The sequence below is a fragment of the Xenorhabdus sp. PB62.4 genome (assembly GCF_014467285.1).
Taxonomy (GTDB): domain Bacteria; phylum Pseudomonadota; class Gammaproteobacteria; order Enterobacterales; family Enterobacteriaceae; genus Xenorhabdus.
Genome location: NZ_NKHR01000004.1, coordinates 117274 through 137341 on the forward strand (window position 1 = coordinate 117274; position 20068 = coordinate 137341).

Annotated in this window: 13 protein-coding genes; 9 read left to right on the forward strand and 4 right to left on the reverse strand. The window is 46.0% G+C overall.

Translation table 11 applies throughout. The features are described 5' to 3' along the window. Nucleotides 1-3: 3 nt before the first annotated feature. From Xenpb_RS05280 to Xenpb_RS05310, 7 genes are all read left to right on the forward strand, one after another. Entirely contained in the window at nt 4-10797 is a 10794-nt protein-coding gene (locus Xenpb_RS05280) for a non-ribosomal peptide synthetase (protein WP_187653392.1), read from the forward strand. A 374-nt stretch (nt 10798-11171) separates the two neighbouring features. Then, complete coding sequence (locus Xenpb_RS05285; RefSeq protein WP_187653393.1) at nt 11172-11798, forward strand: beta/gamma crystallin domain-containing protein; 627 nt, start codon at nt 11172-11174, stop codon at nt 11796-11798. 544 nt (nt 11799-12342) lie between these two features. Continuing rightward, nucleotides 12343-13041 (forward strand): ShlB/FhaC/HecB family hemolysin secretion/activation protein, encoded by a 699-nt coding sequence (locus tag Xenpb_RS05290; RefSeq protein ID WP_187653394.1) that lies wholly within the window; start codon nt 12343-12345, stop codon nt 13039-13041. 152 nt (nt 13042-13193) lie between these two features. After that, entirely contained in the window at nt 13194-13547 is a 354-nt protein-coding gene (locus tag Xenpb_RS05295; RefSeq protein WP_187653395.1) for a DUF596 domain-containing protein, read from the forward strand. 180 nt (nt 13548-13727) lie between these two features. After that, nucleotides 13728-13988 (forward strand): hemagglutinin, encoded by a 261-nt coding sequence (locus tag Xenpb_RS05300; protein ID WP_187653396.1) that lies wholly within the window; start codon nt 13728-13730, stop codon nt 13986-13988. Between the two features lie 9 nt (nt 13989-13997). Next, the gene (locus Xenpb_RS05305) at nt 13998-14318 is read left to right on the forward strand and encodes a DUF596 domain-containing protein (protein WP_187653397.1); all 321 of its coding nucleotides are present in this window, start codon (nt 13998-14000) and stop codon (nt 14316-14318) included. Nucleotides 14319-14509: 191 nt separating this feature from the next. Continuing rightward, nucleotides 14510-14695 (forward strand): hypothetical protein, encoded by a 186-nt coding sequence (locus Xenpb_RS05310; protein ID WP_187653398.1) that lies wholly within the window; start codon nt 14510-14512, stop codon nt 14693-14695. A 208-nt stretch (nt 14696-14903) separates the two neighbouring features. Here the strand turns inward: Xenpb_RS05310 and yfcD are convergent, their stop codons facing one another. After that, nucleotides 14904-15425, reverse strand: a complete 522-nt coding sequence (gene yfcD, locus Xenpb_RS05315; protein ID WP_187653399.1) for an NUDIX hydrolase YfcD — start codon at nt 15423-15425, stop codon at nt 14904-14906. A 205-nt stretch (nt 15426-15630) separates the two neighbouring features. Here yfcD and Xenpb_RS05320 point away from each other — a divergent pair, with 205 nt between their 5' ends. Then, complete coding sequence (locus Xenpb_RS05320) at nt 15631-16251, forward strand: glutathione binding-like protein (RefSeq protein ID WP_187653400.1); 621 nt, start codon at nt 15631-15633, stop codon at nt 16249-16251. A gap of 150 nt (nt 16252-16401) precedes the next feature. Then, nucleotides 16402-17316 carry a TIGR01777 family oxidoreductase gene (locus Xenpb_RS05325; RefSeq protein ID WP_187653401.1) on the forward strand — a complete coding sequence of 305 codons (915 nt, stop codon included), beginning with the start codon at nt 16402-16404 and terminating at the stop codon, nt 17314-17316. A gap of 3 nt (nt 17317-17319) precedes the next feature. Here the strand turns inward: Xenpb_RS05325 and Xenpb_RS05330 are convergent, their stop codons facing one another. From Xenpb_RS05330 to cvpA, 3 genes are read right to left on the reverse strand one after another with little or no spacing between them, the layout of a single operon-like run. Further along, nucleotides 17320-17913: a UbiX family flavin prenyltransferase gene (locus Xenpb_RS05330; protein ID WP_187653402.1), complete on the reverse strand. Its 594-nt coding sequence runs from the start codon at nt 17911-17913 to the stop codon at nt 17320-17322. Nucleotides 17914-17958: 45 nt separating this feature from the next. After that, nucleotides 17959-19476, reverse strand: a complete 1518-nt coding sequence (gene purF, locus Xenpb_RS05335) for an amidophosphoribosyltransferase (protein WP_187653403.1) — start codon at nt 19474-19476, stop codon at nt 17959-17961. 32 nt (nt 19477-19508) lie between these two features. Next, nucleotides 19509-19997, reverse strand: coding sequence for a colicin V production protein (gene cvpA / locus Xenpb_RS05340; RefSeq protein WP_187653404.1), 489 nt, complete (start codon nt 19995-19997; stop codon nt 19509-19511). Nucleotides 19998-20068 lie beyond the last annotated feature (71 nt).

Genomic DNA, 20068 nt, shown 5'->3' on the forward strand with positions numbered 1-20068 from the left:
TAAATGAATAATAACGAACAGACCCTGCTTAAATTAAGACAAGCGGTTCTCCAGAAAAAAATTAAAGAACGCATCCAAAATAGTCAGGTTGTGGAAAAAAGCCAAATTGTGCCAAGAAAGGCAGATCAGCAAATACTCCCTTTATCTTGGGCACAACAACGATTATGGTTTTTGGCACAATTAGATCCGGCAGCGCAGACTGCCTACCATATTCCCGGTGGCCTGCGCCTGCAAGGCCATCTGGATCTGAATGCCCTGCAAGCGGCGCTGGATAAGGTTGTTGCTCGTCATGAGATTTTACGTACCACCATCAAAACAGTAGAAGGGCAAGCGCTGCAAATCATTGGTGAACCAGATAGCGGTTTCGCTTTGGCAATGGAAGATCTCAGTCATATACCAACCGCTGAACAGCAATCCATGATCGGGGAAATCGCTGAGCGTGAAACCAATCAACCATTCGACTTTGCACAAGGCCCCCTAATCAGGGGCCGGCTACTGCGACTGGCAGAAAATGAACATATCCTGCTGTTGACTCAGCATCATATTGTTTCCGATGGCTGGTCGCTCAATATTCTGATGTATGAACTTTCCACTCTTTATCACGCATTCAGCGAAGGGCGAGATGATCCTCTGCCAGCCCTGTCTCTCCAGTATGCCGACTATGCCCTGTGGCAACGGCAATGGTTACAGGGAGAGGTGATAGAAAAACAGGTGAATTTCTGGCGTGATGCGTTACAGGGCGCACCCGCGCTTTTGGAACTGCCCACTGACAGGCCACGCCCGGAAAAACAGAGTTACACAGGTGGACATATTGATATTATCCTGCCACCGGAATTAAGCGCCGGATTAAGGGCACTGAGTCAGCGTCATGGTACTACGCTATTTATGACTCTGATGGCCGGATGGGCTGCGTTACTCTCCCGTCTCAGCGGGCAGACCGATTTAGTGATAGGCACGCCGGTTGCCAACCGGCAACACCGCGAACTGGAGCCGCTGATTGGTTTCTTTGTCAATACATTAGCACTGCGGGTTCAGTTAGATGACAACCCAACTATCAGTGAGTTGCTGGCACGGATCAGAAGCCACGCCCTGAAAGCATATGCCCATCAGGATCTGCCATTTGAACAACTGGTTGAAGCACTGAAACCGCCGCGCAGTCTCAGCCATAGCCCAATTTTCCAGGTCATGTTGTCAGTGGATAATACGCCAGAGCAGCAGAGTATCGAATTGCCGGGTGCCACCATCAGTGAAATTGATGTCACCGAAAACAGCTCGCATTTCGATCTGTCGTTGTCAATGAATGATACTGAAAATGGCTTAGTAGGGGATTTGGAATACTCCAGCGATCTGTTTGACCATGCCAGCGTTGAACGCATTGTCAGTTACCTGCAAACCTTGCTGACTGCGATGGTTAAGGATGATTCGAAACGAGTGGCCGATTTGCCATTATTGCAACCACAGCAACGCACTCAGGTTTTGGCAGATTTCAATGATACGGCTTTCCCGCTCCCGCAAACTTTGCTGATCCACCAACTATTTGAGCAACAAGCAGAACGCACTCCTGATATTACCGCATTAGTCTTCGGCGATAGTCAGTTGAGTTATGCAGAATTGAACCGTCATGCCAACCAATTGGCACATCATCTGATTTTTTCGGGGGTACGCCCTGATGACCGCATTGCTATCTGTGCTGATCGCAGTCTGGATATGATCATTGGCATGTACGCGATTCTTAAAGCCGGTGCGGGCTATATCCCACTCGATCCGGAATATCCGGCCGAACGTCTGGCCTATCAATTATCGGACAGCAAGCCTGTATTATTGCTGACTCAACAACATCTACAGGCACGCTTGCCAATACAGGATATCCCTGTCTGGCTGTTGGATGATCAACATAACCGGGATAGCGTGGCGAAACAGCCTGCCCATAATCCTGATGCCGGCCAATTGGGGCTGCAACCCCATCATTTGGCCTATATCATTTACACCTCCGGCTCTACTGGCATGCCTAAAGGCGTGATGCTGGAACATCGCAATGTGGTGAACTTTATCCACGCACAGCAGCAAACCAGTGAACCACAATCGGGGGATCGCATCCTGCAATTTGCTACTGTGGCCTTTGATACTTCGGTGTCTGATATCTTCCCCACCCTTGCCTCAGGCGCGACACTGGTTCTGCGTCCTCCGCATATCAGAATACCGGATAAAACATTTGTTGCCTTCCTGCGTGAACAAAAAATCACCATCATGGATATGCCCACCGCATTCTGGCATCACTGGGTGCAAGAGATGATGGCAGGCCGCAGTGGTTTCAGCCCTTACCTCCACACGATCATTGTGGGTGGTGAGAAAGCAGAATACCGTCATTTAATGAACTGGCTATCCAGCCCGGAAACCCAGTCCTGCCGTTGGATTAACTCCTACGGCCCGACCGAAACCACGGTTATCGCAACCACACTGGCCTTAAAGAATCAGGAATTACCTGAACTGGCAGGAGTGGTTCCGATTGGTTATCCATTACCCAATACACGTATTTATATTCTGGATGCACAAGGTCAGCCAGTGCCTATCGGTGTCAGTGGCGAAATCCACATTGCCGGCGCAGGGGTTGCCCGTGGTTATCTGAACCGGCCCGATTTAACGACAGAGAAATTTGTTGCCGATCCATTCAGCGTCGATCTATTCAAAGAAAAACCTGGCGCCCGTATGTATAAAACCGGCGATTTGGGACGCTGGCTGCCAAATGGCATGATTGAATATATGGGGCGTAACGACTTTCAGGTCAAGATCCGCGGTTTCCGTATTGAACTGGGTGAAATTGAAGAACAATTAGCCGCCTGTGAAGGTGTCAGCGATGCAGTGGTCATTGCCCGCGAAGAAGGTATGGGTGATAAACGTCTGGTGGCTTACCTGATCCCACAGACGGGGGCCACACTCAGCCCGGCTAAATTACGTGAACAACTCAGTTCCCGATTAATGGAGTACATGCTGCCCAGTGCATTTGTCATGCTGGATGCTTTCCCGATGTCCGCTAATGGCAAGCTGGATCGCAAAGCGTTGCCGGCGCCTGATAGCTCCGCTATCGTCAGCCGTGAATATGAAGCACCACAAGGTGAAATTGAGCAGAAACTGGCATCAGTCTGGCAATCTTTGCTGAATCTGGAACAAGTCGGACGTCAGGATAACTTCTTTGAATTGGGCGGGCATTCCCTGTTGGTGGTCAACCTGATTGAACAACTGCGTCAACAAAACCTGTCCCTTGACGTCAGCGCGGTATTCTCTGCACCAACACTGGCCTCCATGAGTGCGCTTATCAGTCAGAATGACGACTTAACCAGCACGGTACAGGATGTGCCACCGAATCTCATCCACGAAGACAGTCTGACGATTACGCCGGATATGCTGCCTCTGGTGGAATTGACACAAAACCAGATCGACCAGATTGTTGCCCATGTGACAGGCGGCATTTCTAATATTCAGGATATCTACCCATTAGGGCCATTGCAGGAAGGCATTCTGTTCCATCACTTGCTGGAAACAGAAGGCGATCTCTATCTGGATAATCATTTAATTGTCTTTGACAGCCGCACACGGCTGGATATTTTCCTGCAAGCACTCCAGCAGGTTATTGACCGACACGATATTCTGCGCAGCGCCATGCACTGGAAAGAACTTCTTAAGCCGGTGCAGGTTGTCTATCGCCGCGCACCATTGCCTATTATAGAACTGACATTATCAGCAGAAGAAAGCGCTGAAACACAATTACGCCGCCTCACTGATTCTCGTGCAGTACGAATGGATATCACCAAAGCGCCATTGCTGGCTGCACACATTGCCGAAGATCCTGCATCCGGTAAATGGATGCTTTCCCTGCTATATCATCATTTGGTTTGCGACCATATATCACTGGATATGATTTTCGGTGAAATACAATCAATTCTCTTGGGGGACAGCGCCGGCCTATCTACGCCACTGCCTTACCGTAATTTTATTGCTCAAATCAGCAAAGTGCCGCTGGAAGCTCACCAAGCCTACTTCCATGAGCAACTGGGTGATGTCGAAGAGCCAACCCTTCCCTTTGGATTGTTGGATGTACAGGGAGGTTATCTCGATGAAATAGTCGAAAATACTTACACATTGGATAGCGAACTGGCTCATAACCTGCGCGACTGCGCCCGCCAATTAGGCATGAGCTCAGCCGTACTGTTCCATGTAGCATGGGCACAAGTTCTGGCACGATGCAGTGGACGGAATGATGTCGTGTTCGGTACGGTGCTGTTGGGACGTTTACAAGGAGGGGTCGGTGCTTCCGAAGTGCTCGGTATGTTTATCAATACCTTGCCTATCCGCATTAAATTAGAGACGCGCACCGTTCAGCAAGCCGTACAGGAAACTTATCAGCAGCTAAGCACACTTTTAGAACATGAACAGGCACCATTGGCTGTCGCTCAACGTTGTAGTGGCATTCAGGCACCGTTGCCGCTGTTTAACAGCCTGCTAAACTTCCGCCATAGTCCGCGTGAAGATGAACAACTTGCTTCACAAGCCTGGGAAGGGATTCAGGAACTGGCGGGAGAAGAACACAGTAACTATCCGCTGTCGCTTGATGTAGATGATTTTGATGACGGATTTGCTTTAACCGCGCAATGCAGCCAGCAAATTAACCCTGCCCGCATCAATGCTTACATGAATACCGCTCTGAAAGGGATTGTAGCCGCCCTGCAACATGTGCCTGAACAGGCAATTGAAACGATCGATATTCTGTCCCTGACAGAGCGTACCCAATTACTGGAAATTTTCAACGATACCGCCATAGCCTATCCGCAAGATATCCTGATTCACCAGTTGTTCGAACAACAAGCAGAGCTGACACCAGATGCCATCGCGTTGGTATTTGGCGAGAGCCAACTGAGTTATGCTGAACTGAATCGGCACGCCAACCAATTGGCACACCAACTGATTGAATCTGGTGTCCGTCCCGACGATCGCGTGGCAATCTGTGCCGATCGCAGTCTGGATATGATCATTGGCATGTACGGTATTCTTAAGGCGGGTGCAGGCTATGTGCCACTCGATCCAGAATATCCGGCTGAACGGCTGGCTTATCAACTATCGGACAGCAAGCCCGTATTATTGTTGACTCAACAACATTTACAGGCGCGTTTGCCGATAAAGAACCTCCCTGTCTGGCTGCTGGATGATCAACATAACCGGGATAGCGTGGCACAACAGCCTGCCCATAACCCTGATGCCAGCCAATTGGGGCTGCAACCGCACCATCTGGCCTATATCATCTACACCTCCGGTTCTACCGGAATGCCTAAAGGCGTGATGCTGGAACACCGCAATGTGGTTAACTTTATCCACGTCCAGCGACAAACCAGCGAGCCCAAATTGGGTGATCGTATCCTGCAATTTGCGACCGTGGCATTTGATACCTCAGTGTCTGATATTTTCCCCACCCTTGCCTCAGGCGCGACACTGGTTCTGCGTCCGCCGCATATCAGAATACCGGATACCACATTTGTTGATTTCCTGCGGGAACAAAAAATCACCATCATGGATATGCCAACCGCGTTCTGGCATCACTGGGTACAAGAGATGATGGCGGGTCGCAGTGGTTTCAGCCCTTATCTGCACACCATCATTGTCGGTGGAGAGAAAGCAGAACATCGCCATTTAGTTGGCTGGTTATCCAGCTCAGAGACACAATCCTGCCGTTGGATAAACTCCTATGGCCCGACTGAAACGACAGTCATTGCCACAACGTTAACGATCGATGATAAACATTCTCCACATGTGACTGACAATATTCCGATTGGTCGCCCACTACCGAATACCCGTATCTATATTTTAGATACACTCGGTCAGCCAGTTCCTGTCGGCGTGAGCGGTGAAATTCATATCGCTGGTGCGGGGGTTGCCCGTGGTTATCTGAATCGGCCAGAACTGACTACAGAAAAATTTGTTGCCGATCCATTCAGTACCGATCGATTCAATGAACAGGCCAATGCCCGTATGTATAAAACCGGGGATTTAGGACGCTGGCTGCCAAACGGCATGATTGAATATATGGGACGCAACGATTTTCAGGTCAAGATACGCGGTTTCCGCATTGAACTGGGAGAGATTGAGGCTCAGTTGGCAAACTGTGAAGGCGTCAGCGATGCCATCGTTATCGCCCGTGAAGAAGAAGCAGGTGACAAGCGTCTCATCGCCTATGTGATCCCGCAAACGGGCGTCACACTGACCCCTGCCAATCTACGCGAGCAACTGAGTGTCAGCTTGATGGAGTATATGCTCCCAAGTGCCTTTGTCATGCTGGATGCCTTCCCGCTCTCCGCCAACGGTAAATTAGACCGCAAAGCACTGCCGGCGCCTGATCGCACCGCTACTGTCAGCCGTGAGTTTGAAGCACCGCAAGGTGAAATCGAGCAGAAACTGGCGGCGGTCTGGCAATCCTTGCTAGGATTAGAGCAGGTCGGACGCCACGATAACTTCTTTGAACTGGGCGGACATTCTCTGCTGGTAGTCAGCCTAATCGAACAATTACGCCAGCAAGGGTTATCGATTGATGTCAGCGCTGTCTTCTCCGCTCCTACACTATCTGCCATGAGCGCCCGCTTAAATCAGAATAGTGATCAGGATGCCGATAGACAGGCTATTCCACCTAATCTGATCCGTGAAGACAGCCAGAACATTACCCCGGATATGCTACCACTGGTGGAATTAACCCAATCCCAGATCGACCAGATTATTGCCCGCGTACCGGGAGGTGTTGCCAATATTCAGGATATCTACCCGCTTGGGCCATTGCAGGAAGGTATTCTGTTCCATCATTTACGGGAAGAGGAAGGCGATACCTATCTCGAAAACATTCTCATCAACTTTGACAGCCGGACCAGACTGGATAGCTTCTTACATGCACTCCAGCAGGTTATTGATCGGCATGATATTCAACGTAGTGCCTTCCATTGGCAGGAACTGCCAGTGCCTGTACAAGTTGTCTATCGCCATGCACCCATGCCGATTACCGAATTGACGTTATCCGCGGCAGAAAGTGCCGAAACACAATTACAGCGTCTTACCGATCCTGACACAGTCCGTCTGGATATCACCAAAGCCCCATTATTGGCTTCCTATACAGCTAAAGATCCTGCCACTGGACAGTGGTGGCTAAGCTTGTTACATCATCATCTGGTTTGTGACCATCTGTCACTGGAAATCATTTTCGGTGAAATACAGGCATTGCTTTCAGGGGAAACAGACAGCCTGCCCGTTCCCGTGCCTTACCGCAATTTTATTGCTGAAACCCGCAAAGTGCCGATTGAAGTACACAAGGCTTATTTCCAACAATTATTGGGGGATGTAGAAGAGCCTACCCTGCCTTTTGATTTACTTGATGTACAGGGAAGCCATCGTGATGAACACGATGAAATAGTGGAAGACATCCTCACACTGGATAGCGAACTGGCACAGCAAATCCGTGATTGTGCCCGCCAACAAGGTATCAGTTCAGCCGTATTGTTCCATGTCGCATGGGCGCAGGTATTGGCACAATGCTGTGGTCGTGATGATGTGGTGTTCGGCACCGTTCTGTTAGGTCGGTTGCAGGGAGGTTCGGGCGCTTCTCAAGTGCTCGGTATGTTTATCAACACGCTGCCCGTCCGCATTCAGTTGCAGGGACGCACAGTTAAGCAGGCGGTACAGGAAACTTATCAGCGCTTGAGCGAATTGCTGGATCATGAGCAAACACCATTAGCCATTGCTCAGCGTTGCAGTGGTGTTCAGGCTTCCTTGCCACTGTTTAATAGTTTGCTCAATTTCCGTCATAGCCCGCGTGATGACGAGCAATCCAGATCATCGGTATGGGAAGGCATTCAAGAACAGGAAAGTGAAGAGCGTAGTAACTATCCGTTATCACTGGATGTGGATGATTTTGATGACGGATTCGAACTCACGGCACAATGCAGCCAGCGAGTTAATCCTGTGCGCATTAATGCCTATGTCAACGCCGCACTGAAAGGAATAGTGACCGCATTACAACATGCGCCTGAGCAAGCAATCCAATCAATCGATATCCTGCCATTGGCAGAACGCACCCGGTTATTGGTGGATTTTAACAATACTGCACTGGACTATCCGCAGGATATGTTAATCCACCAATTGTTCGAACAACAGGCAGAACGCACACCGGATGCAACTGCGCTGGTATTTGGTGACACGCAATTAAGTTATGTCGAATTGAACCGCCACGCTAACCAACTGGCGCATCAATTAATTGCGGCGGGTGTACGTCCTGATGATCGTATCGCTATCTGTGCTGACCGCAGTCTGGATATGATTATTGGCATGTACGCAATACTCAAGGCGGGTGCCGGCTATGTGCCGCTCGATCCGGAATATCCCGTTGATCGACTGGCCTATCAGTTATCGGACAGTAAGCCCGTATTACTGTTGACCCAGCAACATTTACACGCCCATTTACCAGTACAAGGCTTAAACGTCTGGCTGATGGATGATGCGGCCCTGCGGGATAACGTGGCAAAACAGCCTGAACATAATCCTAACGCTGTTCAATTGGGCCTCAAACCACATCATCTGGCCTATATCATCTATACATCGGGTTCAACAGGACAACCAAAAGGCGTGATGCTGGAACACCGTAACGTGGTGAACTTCATCCATGCTCAGCACAAGACCAGTGAACCTCAGTCAGGGGATCGCATACTGCAATTTGCGACGGTGGCATTTGATACCTCAGTATCTGATATTTTCCCGACTCTTGCCTCAGGAGCAACCTTAGTTCTGCGCCCTGCGCATATCCGCGTACCGGATGCAGAGTTTGTCGCTTTGCTGAATGACCAACGAATCACCATTATGGATATGCCGACCGCTTTCTGGCACCAATGGGTACAGGAGATGATGGCAGGACGCAGTGGTTTCGGCCAACATCTGCATACCATCATTGTCGGCGGTGAGAAAGCAGAACTTCGTCACCTGTTGAGTTGGCAGTCAATACCGGAAACCCAATCGTGCCGTTGGATCAACTCCTATGGCCCGACGGAGACGACAGTTATTGCAACCACATTAAAACTGGATGGTAAACAATCGACTGATATCACCGATAACATCCCGATTGGTTATCCACTGCCAAATACCCGCATTTATATTCTGGATGCACACGGACAACCGACTCCTCTTGGAGTGAGTGGTGAAATCCACATTGGTGGTGCAGGCGTTGCCCGTGGTTATCTGAACCGCCCCGAACTGACAGCAGAGAAATTTGTTGCCGATCCATTCAGCGATCACCCCAATGCCCGCATGTACAAAACCGGTGATTTGGGACGCTGGCTGCCAAATGGCACAATTGAATATCTGGGGCGCAATGACTTTCAGGTCAAGCTGCGTGGTTTCCGTATTGAACTTGGCGAAATAGAAACCCGTTTAGTGCAATGTCAGGGTGTGCTTGAAGCTATTGTCCTTGTCCGCGAAACAGCACCAGATGATAAGCGGCTCGTCGCCTATGTTCTGCCTCAGCCCGGCGTTACACTCGTTCCGGCTGAACTGCGCCAACAGCTTTCGCAGCATCTTGCAGACTATATGCTGCCTGGCGCATTTGTCACCCTTGATGCTTTCCCACTCACATCCAATGGTAAGATCGATCGTAAGGCATTCCCTGCCCCTGACCAATCTGCCATCGTGGCTCGTGGTTATGAAGCCCCTCAGGGCGAAGTGGAAACAGCACTGGCTCAAATTTGGCAAGAATTGTTGGGATTAGACCGTGTCAGCCGCCATGACCACTTCTTCGAATTAGGCGGGCATTCGTTGCTCATCCTGAAAGCCTGCTCTTTAGCAGTAGAAAAGTTTGCGCTGGAACAGAATATGATGGCGCGTCTGATGGCCTTTACAACCATCAAAGATCAAGCTCACGCTATTGAAAACCGCGAGAATGCTGATGTGGGTTCTATGGTCGCCCTGTCGCAGAATACCCAGGCAACACCGCTGTTCTTTGCACCGGGAGCCGGGGGACATGTATTCTACTTGCGGGAATTGGCGACAGCATTAGAAGGATCTTACTCGGTTTGGGGTATGCAGTCTCCAGAACTGGATGGCCGCAATGCTCCCCTATCGAGCCTCGAAGCTATGGCTAGCGCAATGATCAACGACCTTAAAAAAGTCCAGCCAAATGGCCCTTATTACTTGGGCGGACATTCTTTCGGCGGCTGGCTTGCCTTCGAAATGGCTCAACAACTTGTTCAACAAGGTGAAAGCATTGGCTTACTGGCTTTGGTCGATAGCGAATCTCCTCTTGAGAGCTTAGCGCACCGGGTTGAATCAGAATGGTCTAACAGCCAGTGGATAGCCGAATTCGGTAATGTTCTTGCTTCATTGGAAGGGGCAGAAGAGAACTTCACTGAAGAAGAGTTTCAATCTATGACAGAAGAAGAGCAAATTGATAGTTTGCGACTTCGCCTGATTGAAGAGGAACTTTTACCACCTCAACTTGAATCTCGTGAAATAGCAACCTATTTAAGTGTGTACAAGGCTCACTCTTTGATGACTTATCAACCACAAGAGCACTATTCAGGAAAAATTAACCTATTTATGGCAGAAGATAACCAAGAACATAAGGAGTCAGGTACTTCGGTCGAGAGTTTTATTGACGGATGGAAGACAATCCTGACCGGGGAAATTGCGGCACAGAGTTTATCTGGTGATCACATCACCATCATGCGCCAACCTTTTGTTCAGGAATTAGCATCAGCGATAGTTAGTGTGGATAAACAGATGTAGATATAAATAAACTGCGCCGTTGATTATCAATAAGTGGCAGCCATATTGGCTGCCCTATTTACTAAACTGTTCGTTAAAAATATAGTTAAAATCACTGGACTTATTTTTTGTGAATATATTACACCTACCAATAATAATTATTGGTATTATTATTATTTACTCAAGAAATTATTAAAAAATAAATATCTTAGAAGAAAATCAGAATAAACCCCATTAAATAAAAACACCCTTATTTATTAATTTTATAAAAAATTGAACCAATTATTTTTTGAAATAAACGCTTAATATAAGATCCATCCATTACCTTGACATATAACTCCACTTCTTTATTATAACCCACCATTACCGCAATAAAAGTAAGGAAAAGATCTATTATGTCTAAAGCTGAGCTAATCAATGGCGCTATATTTTATACTAAAAAGAATTATACTGGCAGTTCTTACAAATACCCAGAAAGTAGTAAGATAGTAAATTTACATGGCACTGAACTAAATGATAATTTTCTTTCTGTCGAAATAGGCCTGGAGTCAATGGTTTTTGCCTGGCGGCACGGCAGTAATAGCCAAGCCGGACAAATTTATCGCGAATGGGATACAAGCCAGGCTGATATCAGTGATATTCAAGGTTTAACAAAATTTATTGTATCACCGTCAAACCGTGAATTATTAGCTGTTAAATTGATTAACGAGTCCGGAGATGAGCAAGTATTTAGAGCGAATATCCGAACCTATACAATCACTGATCCAGCAGATTCTTATTCAGATGGCGATTATGAAGTAGTTGGGCTTATACCCAAAGATGGGCAAGAATATGTGACTTCCGTCGTGATATTTAATGATCGAAATATCCCGGTAACTCAGGGAGCTGTTTATTTTAAATATAATGGCACCGATCTTGATATTATTACTTATAATGAAACAAAGCCGCCTCATATGCGGTTTGAGAAAGTAGGCAAATATCACTTTAATTTTTATTTGGAAGAAATTCCTGATAATCAGTGAAATAAAAAATCACCTGCATAACGGGTAATTTTGATATGGCCTCCTAAAAAGGAGGCTTATTGATGATTATTTCATTTTAAGCTGTTATTACTCTTCTGATAGTTATCTTTGGCAAGGGTTATAATTTATAACAGAAATTTCTTATAGCCACATGCTCTTTGTTTAACAAATTTATAATGAATGATTTTTTGCATTCAGCGTCATTTTACTCGCCACATGAATTAATTCCATAAATAGCTCCTACGCAGCAATTAAGAATCGTCTGAATATTGCGCCAATCATTAGCATTTTTCATCATATTTATAGTTTTATTGTTTTTTGTAAATACAAAACCAAGATGAATATATTTTATTTATCCTTTCCTGTTTTATTTATTATATTTTATTTTGGCGATAGATATATTTTTGGTTTAACAAACCAATAATTCCCCTTTATTTCATTTTTTATCCCGATCACTTGAAAAACAATCAACTTGAATCATAATAGCCTCTCTCAAATTTCATTCATAAACATTTAATAATAATTAACTTTATTTGGTTCAATTATGGCAATAAGAATACCCTACAAGATAATAGCAGGGCTATTAGGATGGGCTATATTCGCCATTCAGCCCGTGCAGGCAGATATACCGACCTTTAGCCGTCAGGCTCAGCAAACAGCACCACATCTGGACACGTCTTCCGCTGTATTGGATAGCCAACATCAGCAACAGAAAGAACGGCTCGAAGATGCACAGCACCAACGTGAGGATTTACAAAAATCCCTGTTATTGCCCACACAGCCAGACGAGGATGTTTCAACCACTGACACACAGTGCGTTACCATTAACGAAATCACGTTTCAGGGGGCTGAATCATTATCCGCCTCAACCCTGAACACGTTGATTCAGCCTTATGTGCATCAATGCGTTACACTTACCGGGCTTAAGCAACTGGTACGGGCGGCCACTAACGCCTATATCTCTTCTGGCTATGTCACTTCGCAAGCACAACTGCCGGAACAAAACTTGGCGGATGGCAAACTACTCATTGTCGTAATTGAAGGCAAGGTTGGCGCCGTCGAGATTGACGGTAACCCCCCGCGTATGGCCAAGATGCTGTTTCCCAACATGGTGGGAAAAACCTTGAACTTGCGCGACATAGAGCAAGGATTAGAATATCTTAACCGATTGACCTCTTCCCGATTCACCATCGATAACCAGAGTTCCCAGTCAAGAAGGTATTTATACCGCGAGGCTGGTTGATGGTAGTATCATAAACTTGCGTCAATTTTCAACCAGCGTAGATAAAACCCAAGCGCGTTGGACAATTGAAATTTTGCGTGATGAACAGATAGGCAATTTACAGGGTAAGTCTAAAAAAACTGTGGAAATCAAGTTTCGGTGAGGAAAAGAAAATGTTGTTTGATGAAAAGACCTATACGTTCTTCCGAGATGACCTAGAAGAAAGTTCTCCTGGCATTATTTGGTCAGCTATGACAGCAGGAAACTTAGGAAAGGCTTACCTTTCTTTTGAAGAGAGACAAGGCTATTTCTTCGAATTTCTTGAACGGTTATTAAAAGACGGCAAAATCAAACTCGCTAAACATGGAGTGTTTCTGGAAGGCACAATTGATGAGCAGTTGGCACGCCTTCGGGCGGCTTTCCCTGAAACAGAAGAAGAATTGTACAACGGGTTATGGTTCGTCTTTGAAGAGTGCCCTGGCGGGATAGTGTGGGTTTCAGATAATGGTGAATTGTATTGGACGTAAATTTGCCTGTTAAATGATACATGGAGAATACGAGTCGTCGATGTATTGGTTAAATCCCAGCCTCAAAAGTTGGAATTTTTTTGTATGATATATTTGCCTGATTTAATTAAATGAGTTTTATAACATCCAGCCCTTATCAATATCAGCCGTCATTATTTTCTATAGGTACTACTAAGGTGTTTGCAACCGAAAAAATTAACTGAGCAGAATATTTTTGCCTATGCTGAAAGTTTAACAGGCGGAGTGCCTTTAACCAGAGTTCCAAGTAAAACGGATAGTTATATCGCGAGGCTGGTTGATGGTAGTGTCATAACCTTGCGTCAATTTTCAACCAGCGTAGATAAAACCCAGGCGCGTTGGACAATTGAAATTTTGCGTGATGAACAGATAGGCAATTTGCAGGGTAACGTTAAAAAACCTGTGGAAATCAAATTTCGGTGAGGGCTGAATATGCTGTTTGATGAGAAGACATATACATTTTTCCGAGATGAGCTAGAAGGAAGTTCCCCCAGTACTATTTGGGGAACTATAACGGCAGAAAACTTCGAAAAGGCTTACCTCTCTTTTGGCGAGAGACAAGACTATTTTTTTGAATTTCTTGAGTGGTTATTAAAAGACGGCAAAATCAAACTCGCTAAACATGGAGTGTTTCTGGAAGGCACAATTGATGAGCAGTTGGCACGCCTTCGGGCGGCTTTTCCAAAAACAGAAGAAGAATTGTACAACGGGTTATGGTTCGTCTTTGAAGAGTGCCCTGGCGGGATAGTGTAGGTTTCAGATAATGGTGAATTGTATTGGACGTAAATTTACCTGTTAAATGATACATGGAGAGTACGAGTCGTCGATGTATTGATTATCCATGTCCTAATTGTGGTTAACCATGTTCAGCCCTTCATGCTATCGGTTTTATAGCTCTACTACGGCCTCGGTTGACTTCTGTCATTCCATCCCGGCACCTCTCGATGCCCGTAGCACTGTGGCAGAATGGCAGATCTCCCGGGGTAATTCGCGCGACCTTCCTGCTTATGCCTGTCGACTCTACGTCACAGCGTTCTGTGCAAGTATTGGGCTTTGACGATATAAGCCGTTTCCTGCTCGTCAAGCTAGCATTTTGCTTTCAGCTTCCTTCAGATTTCACCTCGCAGTGAACACCCTTGCCGGGTGTGTAGAAGACTCGCACCTCCAAGTCGTTGATTCACCACCACAGTGAGTCAATAGCACCTGTCACAGCGCTACGCACCATGCCCGGCGCACTTAAAAATAAAAAGCCCGATGAAGTCCATCATCAGGCGTTATGAGTAAAATCAGTGTCAACGTATATCAGGACTAAACAATATAAGAAAAATGATTACAGCATCAATATTCCATCTGATTATTGCGCGCTAACCATAAGGAAAGCGCTTTCAGTGAATCTGGTGTGAACTCATCACAACGAGCCGTGATTTCTTCCGGTGTTAGCCAATAAACAGCCGTGACTTCTTCTTCCTGTAGTGCAAACGGCCCGTGGCTGACGCAACTGAACAAGCCGCCCCATATACGACAGATATCTTCTTCATAGTAAAAAATACCATGTTCAGCAAATGGAACACCCGCAATCCCTAGCTCTTCTTCCGCTTCTCGACGGGCAGAATCGAGCAAATTTTCTCCTGTTATAACAACACCACCTGCCGTTGCATCCAATTTTCCCGGATAAAAATCTTTCGTCTCTGTACGATGCTGAACCAAAATTTTGCCCATACCATTATGTACAACGATATAGGTAGCACGATGCCTCAAGTTTTGCGCTCTCATCTGATGACGAGTCGCCTGCGCAATCACTTCATTGTCTTCATTGACAATGTCAATCCATTCAATACCTACTGATTTTTCTTGCGCCATCCGAAGAACCTTTAGTAAATGATTTGTATGCCAGTTTTTTGCTGTGATGTCCCGATTAAGGGGGGACTAAAACGGATAAGGGTTACCATAGTTGGTTAACATAAATCCACAACACGGATATAAGAAATGTGTAACATGTCACAGATAAATAATGTTAGTGTAACGCCACTATACTTATTTGAAAGTTATTATTACTGGAGGTTATATGATAGATCTGTATTATGCTCCAACCCCTAATGGCTATAAAATCACTCTATTTCTTGAAGAAGTCGGCTTACCTTACACTATTCATCCCATCAATATCAGTACTGGCGAACAATTCAAGCCTGAATTCCTTGCCATTGCACCCAATAATAAAATTCCGGCTATTGTTGACCATCAACCTGTCGATGGGGGTGAACCTATCTCCCTCTTCGAATCAGGTGCCATTTTACTTTATTTAGCAAACAAAACAGGTCAGTTGTTAAGCAAAGATTTACGCGAACGCACTGAACAATTGCAATGGCTGTTCTGGCAAGTGGCCGGTTTTGGCCCGATGTTAGGGCAAAATCACCATTTCAATCGCTATGCTCCTGAAGTTGTTCCTTATGCCATTAAACGCTACGTGGAAGAGTCACAACGTTTATACAAAGTGCTCAATACCCAACTGGAAAAAACAGACTATCTGGGTGGGAACGAATACAGCATTGCGGATATTGCCACTTATCCATGGGCTAAATGCCATGAGTCTCAAAAAATTAATTTGCAAGATTATCCTGCTGTTGAAAAATGGCTCGATAAGATTAAACAGCGCCCTGCGACAATAACTGCTTATAATGATGCTTAAATGTAACTCATGCAAATAATTTAGTTATTGGCAAAATTTTTCACCATAAAATTTGATATTGGTAACAGATAACAGCATATTTCGCTGCCATGTAAGCCATCCCTTGCTATAGTCAACAATCGACTATCTATTTCCTCACAGGGGGTGGCTATGCGTATCTTACTTACAGGGGGAACAGGGTTAATTGGTCATCATTTGACCTGCCTATTACTTTCTCTTTCTCACTCCATTACTATTTTGAGCCGTTCACCACAAAAGGTCTATTCTCTGTTTTCCGATCGCGTTGAATGTTGGACAACGCTGGATGACCAGAGTGATCTCAATGATTTTGATGCCGTTATTAATCTTGCTGGCGAGCCTATTGTAAATAAGCGCTGGACGCCAAAGCAAAAAACAATCCTTTGTCAAAGTCGATGGCAACTTACTGAACGGTTGAGTAAATTGATCAACGCCAGTGAGTCTCCTCCATCGGTGTTCATTTCCGGCTCAGCGATTGGCTATTATGGCAATCAGGGGCAATCCGTTGTGACTGAAAATGATCCGCCTCACGATGAATTTTCCCATCAACTTTGTGAACGTTGGGAACAGCTTGCCTTACAGGCTCAAAGTGAAAAAACCCGTGTTTGCCTGCTACGCACTGGTATTGTATTAGCCAAAAAAGGGGGAGCACTGCAAAAAATGCTGCCAATGTTCCGACTGGGCTTAGGGGGAGCAATCGGTAATGGCAAGCAATATATACCGTGGATACATATTGATGATATGGTTAATGGTATTTACTATCTGCTGGTATCGCCTGAATTAAGCGGCCCCTTTAATATGACATCACCCTACCCTATTCATAATGAACAATTTAGTGCCATATTGGCGAAAGTTTTACACCGTCCATCTTTCGTTCGCATTCCTGCATTTGTATTAAAAGCGATGATGGGGGAAGCAGCAGAATTAGTTTTAGGTGGGCAACAAGCTATTCCGAAAAATTTGGAAGAAGCCGGATTTGGCTTTCGCTATTTCCGGCTGGAGGAAGCCTTGCAAGATATATTAAAGACAGATGACAGTGTAACTTGAAATCTATTGGGTATAGCTCCCCGCAGGTTTAGCTCCCTGCCAACGGTTAAATAGATCTTCTGGTAAGTCAATATCAAACTGATCAAGTACACGGTTAACAGTCTGGTCAATGATATCCTGAATATGCTCAGGACGGTGATAAAACGCAGGAACAGGTGGCATTATCACCGCCCCGATTTCAGCCGCCTGAGTCATTAGCCTCAAATGCCCTAAGTGCAAAGGCGTTTCCCTCACTCCCAGCACCAATTTGCGGTCTTCTTTCAAAACAACATCTGCCGCACGGGTAATTAGGCCCTCGGTATAGCTATGCACAATACCAGATAAGGTTTTTATGGAGCATGGCAGAATCACCATGCCCAATGTTTTAAATGATCCTGAGGAAATGGAGGCAGCAATATCGCGATTATCATGTACCACGTCTGCCAAAGCCTGCACATCGCGCAAGGTATAATCCGTTTCCAATGCTAATGTCTGCCGGGCTGATTGGCTGATGACCAAGTGCGTTTCAATGCCTTCTACTGGCTGCAAAACTTGCAGTAACCTGACACCATAAACCGCACCGCTTGCCCCGGTCAGCCCGACAATCAATTTTTTCATTTTTTCCTCTGAGGTTCTGGCTATAACCTGATGATAATAACAATATTATCCTTCATTATATATTTCCAGATTCTCTATTTCGCTCTGCCCAAGCACTTTCATGGCATCATCTTTACGCAGATTTTCCAGATAATCGAGGTAAGTCTGATCAATGTCTTTTGTCACATAGATACCATCAAATACAGAGCATTCGAATTTTTCAATATCTGGGTTTTCTTCCCGTACCGCCTGAATAAGATCTTGGAGATCCTGATATATCAGGGCATCAGCACCAATGAGCTGGCGAATTTCATCCACTTCTCGCCCGTGGGCAATCAGCTCATTGGCATTCGGCATGTCAATACCATAAACGTTCGGGAAACGAACTTCTGGCGCCGCCGAAGCAAAATAAACTTTCTTGGCTCCCGCTTCACGTGCCAATTCAACAATCTGCTCTGAAGTTGTCCCGCGCACGATGGAATCGTCCACCAGCAAGACATTTTTACCACGGAATTCAGCGCGGTTAGCATTGAGTTTCCGACGAACTGATTTACGACGTTCATTCTGACCGGGCATAATAAAAGTACGCCCGACATAACGATTTTTAACAAATCCCTGACGATAGGGTTTATTTAAAATGTGAGCAATTTCCAGCGCAACGTCACAAGACGTTTCCGGAACCGGAATCACCACGTCAATATGCAAGTCTTCCCATTCACGGGAAATTTTTTCGCCTAACTTCTTGCCCATCCGTAACCGTGCGTTATATACCGAAATCTTATCAATAAAGGAATCAGGGCGGGCAAGATAAACAAACTCAAACAAGCAGGGTGTCAGTGACGGATTTTCAGCACACTGGCGAGTGAATAATTGCCCGTTTTCGGTGATATAAATCGCTTCGCCGGAAGCCACATCACGCAGGAATTCAAAGCCCAAGGTATCCAGTGCCACGCTTTCTGATGCCACCATATATTCATTGCGGCCATCTTCCAGTGTACGTTTCCCCAACACCAGAGGACGAATACCATGCGGATCACGGAAAGCCACTAATCCATGCCCGATAATCATGGCAACACAAGCATAAGCACCGCGAACTTTCCTGTGCATTTCCGCAACGGCGGCAAAAATGTTGTCAGGCTCTAATGGGAAATTCGGGAATTGCGTTAATTCATTGGCAAAGATATTTAGCAGGATTTCAGAATCTGAGGTAGTGTTGACATGACGGCGGGCATTTTCAAACAACATCTTTTTCAATTTATGTGCGTTTGTCAGGTTGCCGTTATGCGCCAACGTGATACCAAAAGGAGAGTTCACATAAAAAGGTTGTGCTTCAGAAGCACTGGAACTTCCTGCTGTTGGGTAACGGACATGTCCGATCCCAATCGTTCCCTGCAAACGTAACATGTGTCGTGTTTCAAACACATCCTTGACCAAACCATTGGCCTTACGTAAACGGAATTCATTGTTACTATCAATAGTCGCAATGCCTGCTGCATCTTGTCCACGGTGCTGAAGCACCGTCAAGGCATCATAAATCGACTGGTTAACCGGTGTAAAACCGACGATACCGACAATACCGCACATGTAGTCTTTCCTCATCAGCCAAGCGGAGAGGATTATCTCTCCGGCAGGAAACTCGACGCATTTTGCAGGTAGTCAAAAAACCACCTGATGATTTGACTGAACTGTGGGATCAATTGTGACTGTTGCCAGTCCTGACTTTTAGGCAGTGGCGTGAAAGAATCTGCAACAAACAGAATGGCAGATACAATCAATACCCCGCGCAATGCCCCAAAACAGATCCCCAGAACCCGATCAGTACCTGACAGGCCAGTTCGCTGAACCAATGAACCAATAACATAGTTCACTACTGCGCCAACAATCAGTGTTGCAATAAATAAGATAGCAATCGCTACGCCATTACGCACCAGCTCATCTTCAAGACGGGTAAAATACGCCGCCAGATAAGTATAGAAGTGGCTCGCAACAAAGAAAGCACAGCCCCAAGTTATCAGGGAGAGTGCCTCACGAACAAACCCTCGGATCAGGCTAACCAGTGCCGAGAAACCAATAATGGCAATAATCGTATAATCAATCCAGACCATATTTTAATCCAAAAATAGGCTCCCGACGTTCAGGTCGGGCGCATTCTAACAGAAAACGAAAACGTTTGCGT

What these genes read in the sequence shown, in the direction of transcription:
- cvpA (WP_187653404.1), bottom strand. Translation starts at nt 19,997, where the DNA reads ATGGTCTGGATTGATTATACGATTATTGCCATTATTGGTTTCTCGGCA.
- Xenpb_RS05310 (WP_187653398.1), top strand. Translation starts at nt 14,510, where the DNA reads ATGCCCGTAGCACTGTGGCAGAATGGCAGATCTCCCGGGGTAATTCGC.
- yfcD (WP_187653399.1), bottom strand. Translation starts at nt 15,425, where the DNA reads ATGGCGCAAGAAAAATCAGTAGGTATTGAATGGATTGACATTGTCAAT.
- Xenpb_RS05325 (WP_187653401.1), top strand. Translation starts at nt 16,402, where the DNA reads ATGCGTATCTTACTTACAGGGGGAACAGGGTTAATTGGTCATCATTTG.
- Xenpb_RS05320 (WP_187653400.1), top strand. Translation starts at nt 15,631, where the DNA reads ATGATAGATCTGTATTATGCTCCAACCCCTAATGGCTATAAAATCACT.
- Xenpb_RS05305 (WP_187653397.1), top strand. Translation starts at nt 13,998, where the DNA reads ATGCTGTTTGATGAGAAGACATATACATTTTTCCGAGATGAGCTAGAA.
- Xenpb_RS05295 (WP_187653395.1), top strand. Translation starts at nt 13,194, where the DNA reads ATGTTGTTTGATGAAAAGACCTATACGTTCTTCCGAGATGACCTAGAA.
- Xenpb_RS05290 (WP_187653394.1), top strand. Translation starts at nt 12,343, where the DNA reads ATGGCAATAAGAATACCCTACAAGATAATAGCAGGGCTATTAGGATGG.
- Xenpb_RS05285 (WP_187653393.1), top strand. Translation starts at nt 11,172, where the DNA reads ATGTCTAAAGCTGAGCTAATCAATGGCGCTATATTTTATACTAAAAAG.
- Xenpb_RS05280 (WP_187653392.1), top strand. Translation starts at nt 4, where the DNA reads ATGAATAATAACGAACAGACCCTGCTTAAATTAAGACAAGCGGTTCTC.
- purF (WP_187653403.1), bottom strand. Translation starts at nt 19,476, where the DNA reads ATGTGCGGTATTGTCGGTATCGTCGGTTTTACACCGGTTAACCAGTCG.
- Xenpb_RS05330 (WP_187653402.1), bottom strand. Translation starts at nt 17,913, where the DNA reads ATGAAAAAATTGATTGTCGGGCTGACCGGGGCAAGCGGTGCGGTTTAT.